This window comes from Kitasatospora sp. P5_F3 (assembly GCF_054049135.1).
In genome coordinates this window covers 1-12,930 of the sequence record NZ_JBFUMY010000138.1, presented here as the reverse complement: position 1 = coordinate 12,930, position 12,930 = coordinate 1, and the positions used below count along the sequence as shown (strand labels likewise).

The window sequence follows — 12,930 nt, the reverse complement described above, 5'->3', positions numbered from 1 at the left end:
GGCGGTCAGCGCAGCCGGATGTCGAGTTCCGCGAGCAGCTTGTCGGCCAGCGGCCCCGCCGCGTCGGGGTCGGCGGTGCCGACCACCAGTACGCCGTAGCGCTCCAGGTTGGAGGCGATCGGGCGGATCTCGGTGCCCGGTCCGAGCTCGCAGGAGGCGGCCAACACCTCTGGGCGGGCCGCGAGTTCGGCCCAGCCCTGGACCGAGGCGACGGTGCCCGGCGGGGGAGTGAGGAAGCGGGTGGCGGCCCCCCGGGTGGCGGCGGGCAGCCGGACCTCGCGGCCGAGCAGGTCGTCCAGCCAACTGCCGTACAGCTCAAGGCCGGGGCGGGTCCACTCGACCATCGCGTGGATCCAGTCGCCGCCCTGACGGACGTGCAGTTCGCCGAGCACCACACCCTGGTCGGTGAGCCAGCACTCGACGTGGAACAGGCCGTGTCGCAGCCCGAGCGCGCGCAGCGCGTTCGACACCTCCTGGTCGATCGCCCGGGTGTCCTCCAGTGCGATCTGCGCGGGCATGGTGTGGCCGCACTCCACGAAGGAGCTGCCGACGACCTGCTTGCCGGTCACCGCCAGGACCTGTGGTGAGCCCGAGGTGATGATGCCCTCGACGCTGAACTCCGGTCCGCTGACGAAGGTTTCGACCAGGGCGTTGCCGTCCTCGTCGGTGGCCTGGGCGAACGCGGCGGCGATCCGCGCCGGGTCGTCGACCTGCTGGACGCCCTCGCTGCTGGAGCCGCTGCGCGGCTTGACGATCACGGTGCCGCCGACCGAGCGGTGGAACTCCTCGGCCTGCTCGGCGCTTGCGCACAGCCGGAGGGCGGGCTGCCGGAAGCCGCGCTCGCGCAGGTACTCGCGGCAGACGTCCTTGGTCCTGACCCGGCGGACCGCCTCGGGCGGGTTGCCTGGCAACCCGAGCGCGGCCGCCACCTCGGCGGCGGCCACCACCGCGTACTCCCGGAACGCCAGCACGGCGGTGATCGGCTCGCGCTCCGCCCTGGCGACGGCCCAGGCCACGCAGGCGGCGGCGTCGGTGAAGTCCAACCGGTCGACATCATCGGCGAGTCGGACCAGCTCGGGGGCGGCCGCCAGGTTCTCGGCGGTGTCGGTGAGCACGATCCGGCTGCCCCTGGCGCGGAGCTGGGCGAGGGCGCGGGCACAGATGTCGTGCACGTAGCCGGTGGTCGCCGGTGCGGCGCCGCCGATGATCAAAGTCGTGGTCATGCCCCTGACTTATACCGGCCCGCCGGGCAGACCGACAGCTCTTCCGGGTGACCGTCCGAACTGCGAGACGGCACTCCCCGGATCTATCCAGATGTCATTTCAAGTGCCTAAGATGACATCAGCAAGGCATCCAGAGCAACGGAGATGCCATTCGATCCCCTGTGTCCGTCCATCGAGAGGTCCTGCCATGTCCCGCAGCACCGTGTTGGTCATCGAGCCCAACTCCTCCGGCATCGGCCTGCTGGCCGCCGCCGAGCGGCTCGGCCACCGCCCCCACGTCTTCGACCGCAAGCCGGTCGACCGGCTCCCCGAGCAGGTGCGCCACGCGGTGGCCGAGGGCCGGGCCGACTACACCCGGCTGGAGATCCGCAGCCGGGAGGTGGTGATCGCCGCCGCCCGGGCGCTGGCCGGCTCCACCGAGGTGGTCGCCGTGGTCCCCGGCTACGAGTACGCGGTCGAGGTGTGCGCGCACACCGCCCGGGCGCTCGGCCTGCCGGGGCTGGACCCGTCGGCGGTCGGTGCGCTGCGGGACAAGGGCTGGATGAAGGCGGTGCTGGCCGAGGCCGGGGTGCTGGTGGCCCGCAACGAGGTCTTCGGCGCGGCTGCCGATCCGGCGGACATCCTGGCCGCGGTCGGGCTGCCCGCCGTGCTGAAGCCGGTCGACGGCTCCGGCAGCCAGTACGTCCGGCGGATCGACAGCGAGGCCGAACTGGCCGACTACCTGGCCGAGGTGAGGGCCAGTCCGATCGACGACTACGGCCAGCTGCTCGGCCTCTCGCTGCTGGCCGAGAGCTACGTGGCCGGTCCCGAGTACAGCATCGAGGGGTACGTCGAGGGCGTCCCCGGCGCCCTGCGGGTGCACGTGCTCGCGGTGACCGAGAAGCACCTCGGGCCCGAGCCGACCTTCGTCGAGGTCGGTCACGTGGTGGACGCGCCGCTGGACCCCGAGCAGCGCGCGGCCCTGGTGGACACCGCGCAGCGGGCGGTCCGGGCGCTGGGCATCACGGTCGGCTGCTTCCACCTGGAGGCCCGGCTGACCCCGGCAGGTCCGTACGTGATGGAGGTGGGCGCCCGGCTCGGCGGGGACCGGATCCCGTGGCTGGTGCAGGCGGTGTGCGGCGCCGACATGTGGGAGCTGGCGGTCCGTTCGTTCGCGGGCCTGCCGCAGCCCCCGGCGCCGACCGCCGGGAGCCGGTCCGGAGCGGCGGCGGTGCGGTTCTTCAGCGTCGCCGAGGAGGGCCGGCTCGGTGATCCGGTCCGACTGGCGGAGCAACTGCGGTCGGTCGAGGGGTGCATCGAGGCGGAGGTGACGGCGGTGGCGGGTGCGGTGCTGCGCCCGGCCGTCGACCTGCACAGCAGGTTCGGCCACGTGGCGCTCGCCGCGCCCAGCCGGGAGGCGCTCGCCGAGCGGCTGGCCCGGATCGACAGGTTCGTCCAGGAGGCCGTGCAGACGGCCGTGACCGTCGGCGCCTGAGTCGCCGAAGGGAGGGAAGTCCGATGAGGATTCTGATCATCAACCGGTGGGACGACGAGCACCAGAGCGACTACGGCTCGCGGATCGACCACTCCGTGCACGAGGTCAGCTATGTCACCGTGCCCAAGCACGTGCCCCGGATCCCGGCGGCGGCCCGGCACATCCAGGTGGTGGAGGACTACGGGTCGCCGGAGCCGGTGATCGAGGCGGCCCTCGCCGCCCACCGGGCCTGCGGCGGCTTCGACCGGCTGCTGGTGCTCTCCGAGTTCGACCTGCTGACCGGCGCGCAGATCCGCGAACGCCTGGGCATCCCGGGGCCGGACACCGAGGCGGTGCTGGTCTTCCGGGACAAGACCCGGATGAAGGCCCGGGTGGCCGCGGCCGGTCTGCGGGTGCCGCGCTTCCAGGAGGCCGCCACGATCGCCGAGATGACCGCCTTCCGGGCCGAGTTGGGCGCCCCGGTGGTGGTCAAACCCCGGACCGGCGCGGCCAGCATCGGCATCTTCGTGGTCGGCCCCGAGGAGGATCTGGCCGCCACCCTGGCCGGCACCGAGCTGGCGGACTATCAGGTGGAGGAGTACCTGGAGGGCCCGGTCTGGCACGTCGACGGGCTGATGGAGGACGGCTCGATGGCCTTCGGCCGCGCCTCCCGGTACATGGACACCTGCTACGGCTTCGCCCAGGGCCGCCCGGTGGGCTCGGCGGTGCAGACCGGGCCCGAGGCCGACACCATGCTGGCCTTCACCGAGGCCTGCCTGCGGGCGCTGGGCCTGGAGCGCGGTGCGTTCCACTTCGAGCTGATCCAGACCCCGACCGGGCCGGTCTTCCTGGAGGTCGGCGCGCGGTTCGGCGGCGGCGAGATCCCCTGGGTGTTCCAGGATGTCTACGGCGTCGACCTGATCGGTGACTGGATCCGGCTGGAACTGGGCGAACGGCCCGTCACCCTGCCCGCGCCCGGCCCCGACCGCGGGCACGGCGGCTTCCTGCTGGTGCCCGAGCCGCTGGGCCAGGAGCTGGTCTCCCGGCCGTCGATGGTCGGTGCCGTGCCCGGCCTGTACGCGGAGGAACTGCCCGCGCCGGGGCACAAGTTCGACGGCAAGGGCGGCTACCGGTTCATCCTCGGCCGGTTCCGCTACCACGCCGGCAGCGCGGCCGAGGTGGAGGAGGCGATCCGGGTCACCATCCGGGACTACCACTGCGAGTTGGCCGCCCTGCCGACCGAGCCGGTCACCGAGCCGGTCACCGAGCCCGTCGCCGTGCCCGAGCCGGTGCGGTGATCGCGATGGCCAACGCCTACCGGCAGATCTTCGCCGTACCCGGCACCGCCGCGTTCAGCTCGGCCGGGCTGGTGGCCCGGCTGGCCACCGCGATGACTCGCTTCGGCATCGTCGCGATGCTCTCCCAGCAGCCCGGCGAGTACGCCCTGGCCGGGGCGGTGACCGCGACCCACGCGATCGCGTACGCGCTGGTCGGGCCCCGGCTGGCGCGGGCCGTGGACCGGCACGGCCAGCGGCGGGTGCTGCTGCCCGCCGCCGCGGTCGGCGCGGTCGCACTGACCGTGCTGGCGCTCTGTCACCGGTTGGCGGCGCCGGCCTGGACGCTCTTCCTGGCCGCCGCGGTGGCCGGGGTGATCCCCAACGTCGGCTCGATGGTCCGGGCCCGCTGGGCGGAGATCTTCCGGGGTACCGACCAACTGCACCCGGCGTACTCGCTGGAGTCGGTGGTGGACGAGACGGTGTTCACGCTCGGGCCGGTGCTGGCGATCGGGCTGTCCACCGCGTTCGCCCCGGAGTCGGGGCTGCTCGCGGCGGCCGGGCTGCTCGCCCTGGGCAGCTGGCTGCTGGCCCGGCAGCGCGGCACGGAGCCGCCGGTCCGGCCGGCCGAGCGGGTACGCTCCGGCTCGGCGATCCGCAGCCCGGGCCTGCCCGCGCTGGTGGTGACCTTCCTGGCGATCGGGGCGGTCTTCGCCTCGATCGAGGTGATCACCGTCGCGTTCGCCGACGAGCGGGGCGACAAGGCGATGGCCAGCTGGGTGCTGGCGGTGTACGCGATCGGCAGCGCGCTGGCCGGGCTGCTGTACGGCGGCCTGGCGCCGCGCGGCACGGTGCGCGGGCGGCTGCTGACCGGCACCCTGCTGATGACCGTGACGATGGTGCCGCTGCTGGTCACCGGCAATCTGCTGCTGCTCGGTGTGGTGCTGTTCGTGGCCGGTACGGCGTGCGCACCGACCATGGCCACCGCCATGGGGGTGGTCGAACTCGCGGTGCCCCGCGCTCAGTTGACGGAGGGTATGACCTGGGCCAGTACCGGCCTCGGGCTCGGCATCGCGCTGGGCGCCGCACTCGCCGGTGCGGTGGTGGACCACTCCGGCGCGAGCCTGGCGTTCGTCGTGCCGGTGGCCTGCGGGGCGCTGGCGGTGGCCGCCGTACTGCTCGGCGTCCGCTCGGTGCCGCGCACCCCGGCCGAGGCCGCCCAGAGCCCGGTCGCGGTGTCGGCCTGATCCGGCCCGCCCCGACCACGGCCGCCCCCGGTGGCCGTGGTCAAGGCGTGGTCGAGCGGCGGCCGAGCGCTGCTCAGCCCGGCTTCCCGGACCGGTCGCCGGTCTGCTGTGCTGACGGACGGCGCGGGCCGACCCGGCCTGAGCCGTCGTCAGTTCGCCCAACGACCACCCGAGGCAGCGATCCGTGTTCCTACTCGTCGATCCAGTGTTCAGCGGCGCCGACCTGGCCCGCACCCTCCGGGAGCAGGGGGCCGACTGTCTCCCGGTGTTCAGCAGCCAGGCCGGGCGGACCGGCGGTCCTGCCCCCTGGGTCGGGCCGGCCGGCCGTCGTCCGGACGCGGTGATCGCGGCCAGCGGCTCCGGTGGACGGCTGGCCGAGCAGCTCGCCCGGGACTTCGGACTTCCGTACCACGCACCGGAGTTGGCCGCCGCCCGGTGTGATCCGGCGGTGATGAGCCGCACGCTGCTCGAAGCGGGCCTGCCCGCGGTCGCGGGGGCCGTGGTGGAGACGCCCGAGCAGGTGGCGACGGTGCTGAACGGCTGGACCGACTGGCCGGTACTGGCCCGCCCGGCCACCGGCGCGGGCACCGAGCCCGGGCAGCTGTGCCGGACCGCCGCCGAAGTCACGGCGGCGGTGGCCGAGTTGCATCGTGGCCCGCTGCGGACCGGCCGGGCGGTGCTGCTGCACGGGCTGCCGGACGGCGAGACGTACGAGGTGCACACCGTCAGCTCGGCGGGCCGGCACCTGGTGGCCGAGGTCTACCGGCGGCACCAGAGCGAGGACGGCGGGGTGCTGGTGCACCGGGACAGCGTGGCGCACAGCCTGCTCGGTCCGGCCGAACGCGGGGCGATCACGGCCGCCGTCGGTTCGCTGGACGCGCTCGGCGTCCGCGAGGGCTCCGCCAGGACCGAGCTCCGCCGGACCGCCGACGGCTTCCGGCCGGTCCGGGTGGAGCCCTGGCCGACCGGCCCGCGCAGCTCCGCCGACCCGTACTTCGCGGCCTTCGGCTACACCCGGCTGCACCTGCTCGCGGAACGCCTCCTGCACCCCGAGCAGTTCGCCCGCCGACTGGAGCTGCCGTACCGGCCCGCCCGGGCGCTGGCCAGGATCGAGCTGCGGGTGCCGGGCGCCATAGGGACCCTGCGGTCGGTGCCCGGCCTCGACCGGCTGCGGCGGCTGCCCGGCTTCCACAGCGTGACCGGCCTGCCGGAGACCGGGACCCCGGCCGCCGTGCTGGAGCGCTCGGCGCAGGGCTGGGGCGTGGCCTACTTCGCCGCAGGTGCGGTCCCCCTTCGGCATGACGGACGGTCAGGCGGGTGCCGCCGCCCGACGGTCCTGGACGACGGTGCGGGCCTGCCGGGCGCAGGCGGCGGCCAGCAGGACGAGCAGCCCGATCAGCGCGCAGGCCACCGGGTCGAGCGGCCCGCCGAAAGCGGTCTGGCTCAGGTAGGTGATCCCCGGGAGGGTGCTCAACAGGGCCATCGCCAGCAGTGGTTCGGCCCGTTGCAGCCCGATCTGGAGCAGGTAGAGCGGCAGCGCCACCGCCGCCAGTGCGGTCAGTGCCATCAGCGGCAGCGGAATCGGGTCCGCGCCGCCCGTCCCGCCCGTCCCGCCCCGGGCCAGCAGCATCGCTCCGGCCACCAGGTAGGTGAGGTGGAAGCGGTTGGCGGTGACCCAGAGCGGGTCCGCCCCGGCCGCGCCGAGCTGCCGGGAGATCCGGGCCAGCAGCGCGGCCGAGATCCCGGAGACGGCGACCAGCACGGTACCGCCGACCATCGGGAGGGAGACCGCGCCGGGCTCCGGGTTCAGCCGTACGGCGATCAGCACCGAGAGCCCGAGCAGCCCGAGGGCCCCGGCCAGCCGGCCGGCGGCGGGCGCGCTCTCCCGGCGGATCAGCGCGATGCAGACCACCGCGAGCGGTCCGATGCCGGACTGGACGCTGGTGGCCAGTGCGGCGGGAATCCAGGCCAGCGCGGAGAAGAAGCCGAGGAAGGTGACGGCGGTGGCCAGGTTCATCAGCACGATCAGCCGCCGCACCGAGCTGCGCTGGGCGGCCGGGCGGTCGGGCCGGGCGCCCTGTCGGACCCGGCGGGCCAGGCAGAGCGAACCGAACAGCAGGGTGGCCGCGACGAAGGCGAGGCAGGAGAACAGCAGGCTGTCGCCGAACTCCAGCCGCCCGGACAGGTAGCCGTCCGCACAGGCCTGCAGGACCACCGAGACGACGATGAGCAGGATCGGCACGGCCGTCACCCCGCCGTCGGCCGGTCGGCCAGCCGGTAGAACCCGCCGGCGTCCTCCAGCGGGTGGAGCTCGGCCAGCGACTTCTGCAGCACCGTCTCGTCCTCGTGCACCAGGAAGGCGATGCCTGTCGCACCGGTGGTGAGGTGGCGGTCGCGGATGGGTTCGCCGATCGCGGGCAGCCGTTCCACGCTGTGGAAACCGGGCAGCCTGCGCAGCGTCCGCAGCCCGTCGATCGACTGCACGGTACCTTCGCGGTGCGGGCGCAGGAAGACCTTGGCCACGGTCTGCGGCGGGGCGTACGGCCGGTCCAGCCGGGCGGCGAACTCGGCGGGGCGCAGGTAGCGCTCGACCGCCAGGTGCTGCTGGCTGTAGCCGAAGGCGGCGTGGTACGGGTCGGGCGTCAGCGAGGGGCCCATCACCCGGGAGTTGACCTCGACCAGGCGCGGGCCGCGCGGAGTGAGCATCACCTCGGTGTGCGCGGCGCCCTCGCGGATGCCGAGTGCGTCCAGGCAGGCCAGCACGTAGTCGACCAACTCGCGCTCTTCCTGCCGGAGTTCGGGCCGGGAGATGATGTGCCGGAGGACCGGTGCGCCGTCGATGTGGTCGATCCGTTCGGCGTACACCTCGCTGAGCAGGTGGCGACCGGCCAGGCTGACGGTGTTGACGATGTACTGGGTCCCGGCCAGGAACTCCTGCAGCAGCACCTCGTCGTTGACCTCGCCCATCAGGTTCCGGGCGTCGGCGATGGCGTGGAAGGCCGCGACCACCTGCTCGGGGGTGTGGCAGATCCGGCAGCCGTCGCTGCCCGCGCTGTTGCGCGGCTTCACCATCACCGGGAAGCCCTCGGTCCAGTCGGCCAGCGCGGCTGTCAGCTCGGCCCCGGTGCGGACCGCGACGGTCCGGGCGGCGGGCACCCCGGCCTGCTCGAGCGCGCGGACCATCAGGTGCTTGTCGCGCCGGGCGTCGATCAACTCCGGCCGGTGGTGGTCGAGTCCGAGCGCGGCGGCCAGGGTGTCGGCCAGGATGACGCCGTACTCGCTGGCGGCGATCACCGCGCTCGGGCGCAGCTCCCGCAGCAGGTCGAGGGTGGTCTCCAGGTCCCGGTGGAGCATGGTGTGGGCGGAGGCGTCGGCCTGGTGGGCCGCGTGCAGGCCGCTGTCGTACAGGTGCAGGCAGGCCTGGCCCTCCTCCCGGAAGGCCTCGGCGAGGGCCGATCCGGTGGAGACGGGGCTGACAAGGACGATCACGGAACTGCCTTTCGGGTGAGCCGGTGGCGGGTGAGTCGGTGGCGGGTGAGTCGGTGGCGGGTCAGACGGGTACGGCGGTGGCGAACTGGGCGGCGATCCTGGCGGCCTGCTTGGCCGCCGCGTTCAGGTAGTTGACGATCGCGGTGCGGTGGTGGGCGGCCGCGCCGACCACCCAGATCCGGTCCGGCGTGGGGTGCTCCGGCTCGCGCAGGCGCAGGTCGGCGGTGATCTCGGGGACGGCCGCGCCCGGTCCCGGTGGGCCGATCCGGTACGAACCCGGTCCGGCCAGCGAGAGTTGCGGCTTCTGGAAGCCGGTCCCGCAGACCACGTGGGTGAAGTGCTCGACCCGGCCGTCCGGCCACTCGACCCGCCAGGAGGCCGGCCCCTCGGGCTCGATCGAGGCCGGGTACCCGGTGGCGACCGAGAGCCGGCCGGCCGCCAGGTGGTCGGCGAGCAGCCGGGCGTTGCGCTCCGGGATGGCGGAGATGTAGCGGGACATCACCGTCCGGTAGCGGCCCAGCACATCGGCCCGGGTGGTGGCCGGCCAGGCTGCCGTCCAGTCGTTGACGGTGTCGATCACCTCGGCCACCACGTCCTGCCAGGGCACCCGGCCGGTCGCCGCCAGCGCCAACTCCCGTTCCAGGCGGGTCGCGGGGGCACCTGCGGGGCTGGTCTGCTCGCGCAGCGGCAGCGGCCGGTCGGCCCGGTTGACCGCCTCGACCAGCAGCCGGGCCACCTCCCGGTCGAGGTTGGCGGTACCCGGGGTGAGCCGCTGCCAGCGATCGGTGTCCAGCAGCGGACGCTCCGGGCGGCGCAACCGGGTCCGGACGGCCGGGAGTTCGCCGGAGGGCGAGGTCATCACGGTGCGTCGGCCGTCCCGGCACAGGACCAGCGCCGCGTCGATGGCGGAGAGCTTGGTGCCGAGCACCAGCACCTCGGCGTCCCGGGGCAGWTCGCGCAGCCGGTCGACCGGGTACGGGGCGTCCAGCAGGGCCGGGTGTCCGGCGTGCCAGCGGACCGGCTCGGGCAGCACCGGGCGGTCCAGGCCGAGACAGAGCAGCACGTCGGTGGCGAACAGGGGGGTGGAGCCGGTCAGTTCGACGGTGTAGCCGGTGTCCTCGCGCCGTACGGCGGTGGCCCGGGTGCGGCGGTGCTCGATCCGGATGCCCCGGCGCTCGGCCCGTCGGCGGCTCTCCTGGTAGCGCTCACGGCAGTACTGCCCGACCAGGTAGCGGGGCACGAAGTCCTCCGGGTGGGCGGGCCAGCCCCGGGAGGAGAGGTAGTCGAGCAGATCCGATCCGTCGTCAGCGCGGAGTGAAGTGACATCGACGGAGGTGTTGCACAGCAGCAGCGGGTCGCTGGTGCCGAAGGCGTGGCCGAAGCCCACCGGGTTCGGATCGACGACGGTCACCGAGTCGCCGGGGGAGAGCGTCGCAGTGAGCTGGGTGAAGGTACTGACCGCCGTGGCACCGCCGCCGACGATCACCACATCCCGGCTGGTGGTCGTCGTGGTCGGGCACGCGGGCTCCAGTTCTGACTGACGGTGCATCAGGCGCTCATCGGGTGACGGCCGGTGGCGGTCGTGCGGACCGTACGGTGGATCTCCAAGGCGTCGTCCGCCCGGTTGAGGGTGATGAAGTGCAGGCCGGGCGCGCCCTCGGCGACCAGGCGGGTGCTCATCTCGACGGCGTGCGCCAGCCCGATCCGGCGGACCTCGGCCGCGTCGTCCCGGCAGCGCTCCAGCCGGTCGACGAGCTCGCCGGGGACGGTGGCGCCGCTGAGCTCGGCGAACCGGGCCAGCTGGCCGTGGTCGGTGATCGGGATGATCTCCGGGATGATCGGCGTCCGGCAGCCGGCGGCGGCCACCCGGTCGCGCAGCCGGAGGTAGTCCTCGACCCGGAAGAACATCTGGGTGATCGCGTAGTCCGCGCCCGCCCGGCACTTGTCGACGAAGTGGCGCAGGTCGGTGTCCGGATCGGGGGAGCGCGGATGCCCCTCCGGGAAGGCGGCCACCCCGATCCTGAACCGTCCGGTGGCGCGGACCAGTTCGACCAGCTCGGCCGCGTGCCGGAAGCCCTCCGGGTGCTGCCGCCACACCCCGCGCGGGTCGCCCGGCGGGTCGCCGCGCAGAGCGAGAACGTCGGTGATCCCGGCGTCCGCGTACTGGCCGATGATGTTGCGCAGTTCGGCCCGGGAGTGGCCGACGGCGGTCAGGTGGGCGACCGGGGTGAGCGTGGTCTCGGTGGCGATCCGCTCCGCGATCCGCACCGTCTTCTCCCGCGAGGAGCCACCGGCGCCGTACGTGATGGACACGAACGCGGGGCCGACCGCCTCGACCCGCCGCAGGGCGTTCCAGAAGCGCCGCTCGGCGAGCTCGGTGCGGGGCGGGAAGAACTCGAAGGAGTACGTCGGCTCGCCGGCGGCGGGTGCGCCGAGCTGCGGTGCTTCGTGGTGGGGCATCGGACTTCCTTTCCGGGTGGTCGGAGCGGGGGTCAGCGGGCGTTGAAGTACTTGGCCTCGGGGTGGTGGACGATCAGCGCCGAGGTGGACTGCTCGGGGTGCAGCTGGAACTCCTCGGAGAGCAGCACGCCGATCCGTTCGGGCTTCAGCAGCTCCATCAGCTGGAGCTGGTCGCCCAGATCGGGGCAGGCCGGGTAGCCGAAGGAGTACCTGGATCCCCGGTAACCCTGGCGGAACACCTCGTCCAACGAGCTGGAGTCCTCGCGGTGGACGTCCAGTTCGGCACGCACCCTGGCGTGCCAGTACTCGGCCAGTGCCTCGGTCAACTGGACGGACAGGCCGTGCAGTTCGAGGTAGTCCCGGTAGGCGTCGGCGGCGAACAGCTCGTTGGCCGCCTCGGCGATCCGGTTGCCCATGGTGACCAGCTGGAAGGCGATCACGTCCGTCTCGCCCGACTCCTCGGAGCGGAAGAAGTCGGAGAGGCAGAGCCGCCGGTCACGGCGCTGGCGGGGGAAGGTGAACCTGGTTCGCTCGGAGCCGTGCTCGTTCAGGATGATCAGGTCGTCGCCCTTGGAGACACACGGGAAGTAGCCGTAGACCACGGACGCTTCGAGCATCCCCTCGGTGTGCAGGCGGTCCAGCCACATCCGCAACCGGGGGCGGCCCTCGGTCTCCACCAGCTCCTCGTACGACGGGCCGCCGTCACCCCGGCCGGGCTTCAGGCCCCACTGGCCGAGGAAGGTCGCCCGTTCGTCCAGCAGACTCGCGTACTCCGCCAGCGGGACACCCTTGACGATCCGGTCGCCCCAGAACGGCGGCACCGGCACCAGGTTGTCCACCGCCACGTCCGACCTGGCAGGCCCGGTGACCGGAGCCGGCTCGACCGGGCGGGCGACGGCGCTGACCCGGCGCGGCTTGAGCGGCGGGAGCGAGGCACCCGGCACGCCGCGCTTCACGGACATCAGGGCGTCCATGAGGCGGAGGCCTTCGAAGGCGTCGCGGGCGTAGCGGACTTCGCCTTGGTAGATCTCGTGGAGGTCTTGTTCGACGTAGGCGCGGGTGAGGGCGGCGCCGCCGAGGATGACGGGGAAGTCGGCGGCGAGTTGGCGTTGGTTCAGTTCTTGGAGGTTCTCTTTCATGATGACGGTGGATTTGACGAGGAGGCCGGACATGCCGATGACGTCGGCGCGGTGTTCCTGGGCGGCGTCGAGGATGGCGGAGACGGGTTGTTTGATGCCGAGGTTGACGACGGTGTAGCCGTTGTTGGAGAGGATGATGTCGACGAGGTTCTTGCCGATGTCGTGGACGTCGCCCTTGACGGTGGCCAGCACGATGGTGCCCTTGCCTGAGCCCCCCTCCGATGTCTCTGTGGACTTCTCCATGTGCGGTTCCAGGTGCGCGACGGCGGTCTTCATCACCTCGGCGGACTGCAGGACGAACGGCAGTTGCATCTGGCCGGAGCCGAACAGTTCACCGACGACCTTCATGCCCGCCAGCAGGGTGCCGTTGACGATCTCCAGGGCCGGACGCTCCGTCAGCGCCTCGTCCAGGTCCGCCTCCAGGCCCTTGCGCTCACCGTCGACGATGCGGCGCTGCAGCCGCTCCTCCAGCGGCAGCGCGGCCAGCTCCTGGGCCTTCGACTCCGCACTGGAGGCGACGCTGACGCCCTCGAAGAGCTGCAGCAGGCGCTGCAGGGGGTCGTAGCCCTCGGCGCGGCGGTCGTAGACCAGGTCGAGGGCGACCGTGCGCTGCTCGTCGGGGATGCGGGCGATGGGCAGGATCTT

The 12,930-nt window shown here is 73.2% G+C and carries 10 protein-coding genes; 3 read left to right on the top strand and 7 right to left on the bottom strand.

Going from position 1 to position 12,930, the window contains the following annotated elements:
* Positions 1-5 precede the first annotated feature (5 nt).
* Complete coding sequence (locus tag ACXJMZ_RS36065) at positions 6-1,223, bottom strand: ATP-grasp domain-containing protein (RefSeq protein WP_457034233.1); 1,218 nt, start codon at positions 1,221-1,223, stop codon at positions 6-8.
* Positions 1,224-1,410: 187 nt separating this feature from the next.
* Here ACXJMZ_RS36065 and ACXJMZ_RS36060 point away from each other — a divergent pair, with 187 nt between their 5' ends.
* Genes ACXJMZ_RS36060 through ACXJMZ_RS36050 form a run of 3 tightly spaced genes read left to right on the top strand, consistent with a single transcriptional unit; the run spans position 1,411 to position 5,197 of the window.
* Positions 1,411-2,697 (top strand): ATP-grasp domain-containing protein, encoded by a 1,287-nt coding sequence (locus tag ACXJMZ_RS36060; protein ID WP_457034232.1) that lies wholly within the window; start codon positions 1,411-1,413, stop codon positions 2,695-2,697.
* A gap of 23 nt (positions 2,698-2,720) precedes the next feature.
* Positions 2,721-3,974 (top strand): ATP-grasp domain-containing protein, encoded by a 1,254-nt coding sequence (locus tag ACXJMZ_RS36055; RefSeq protein WP_457034231.1) that lies wholly within the window; start codon positions 2,721-2,723, stop codon positions 3,972-3,974.
* A gap of 5 nt (positions 3,975-3,979) precedes the next feature.
* Positions 3,980-5,197, top strand: a complete 1,218-nt coding sequence (locus tag ACXJMZ_RS36050) for an MFS transporter (RefSeq protein WP_457034230.1) — start codon at positions 3,980-3,982, stop codon at positions 5,195-5,197.
* A 190-nt stretch (positions 5,198-5,387) separates the two neighbouring features.
* Here ACXJMZ_RS36050 and ACXJMZ_RS36045 read toward each other — a convergent pair whose 3' ends face one another.
* The 6 genes from ACXJMZ_RS36045 to ACXJMZ_RS36020 all read right to left on the bottom strand — a co-directional run.
* Complete coding sequence (locus ACXJMZ_RS36045) at positions 5,388-6,389, bottom strand: hypothetical protein (RefSeq protein WP_457034229.1); 1,002 nt, start codon at positions 6,387-6,389, stop codon at positions 5,388-5,390.
* A 117-nt stretch (positions 6,390-6,506) separates the two neighbouring features.
* The gene (locus ACXJMZ_RS36040; RefSeq protein WP_457034228.1) at positions 6,507-7,439 is read right to left on the bottom strand and encodes a hypothetical protein; all 933 of its coding nucleotides are present in this window, start codon (positions 7,437-7,439) and stop codon (positions 6,507-6,509) included.
* A gap of 5 nt (positions 7,440-7,444) precedes the next feature.
* Entirely contained in the window at positions 7,445-8,686 is a 1,242-nt protein-coding gene (locus ACXJMZ_RS36035) for an ATP-grasp domain-containing protein (RefSeq protein ID WP_457034227.1), read from the bottom strand.
* 61 nt (positions 8,687-8,747) lie between these two features.
* Positions 8,748-10,235, bottom strand: coding sequence for an FAD/NAD(P)-binding protein (locus ACXJMZ_RS36030; RefSeq protein ID WP_457034226.1), 1,488 nt, complete (start codon positions 10,233-10,235; stop codon positions 8,748-8,750).
* Positions 10,235-11,146 carry a methylenetetrahydrofolate reductase [NAD(P)H] gene (gene metF, locus ACXJMZ_RS36025; protein WP_457034225.1) on the bottom strand — a complete coding sequence of 304 codons (912 nt, stop codon included), beginning with the start codon at positions 11,144-11,146 and terminating at the stop codon, positions 10,235-10,237. Before metF ends, ACXJMZ_RS36030 begins: the two co-directional genes overlap by 1 nt.
* A 32-nt stretch (positions 11,147-11,178) precedes the next feature.
* Positions 11,179-12,930 (bottom strand): vitamin B12 dependent-methionine synthase activation domain-containing protein (locus tag ACXJMZ_RS36020; protein WP_457034224.1); only part of this gene is annotated, 1,752 nt, incomplete at its 5' end.

Bases quoted from the DNA above. Each gene is read 5' to 3' on its own strand.
- ACXJMZ_RS36065 (WP_457034233.1), bottom strand. From the start codon at position 1,223: ATGACCACGACTTTGATCATCGGCGGCGCCGCACCGGCGACCACCGGC.
- ACXJMZ_RS36060 (WP_457034232.1), top strand. From the start codon at position 1,411: ATGTCCCGCAGCACCGTGTTGGTCATCGAGCCCAACTCCTCCGGCATC.
- ACXJMZ_RS36055 (WP_457034231.1), top strand. From the start codon at position 2,721: ATGAGGATTCTGATCATCAACCGGTGGGACGACGAGCACCAGAGCGAC.
- ACXJMZ_RS36050 (WP_457034230.1), top strand. From the start codon at position 3,980: ATGGCCAACGCCTACCGGCAGATCTTCGCCGTACCCGGCACCGCCGCG.
- metF (WP_457034225.1), bottom strand. From the start codon at position 11,146: ATGCCCCACCACGAAGCACCGCAGCTCGGCGCACCCGCCGCCGGCGAG.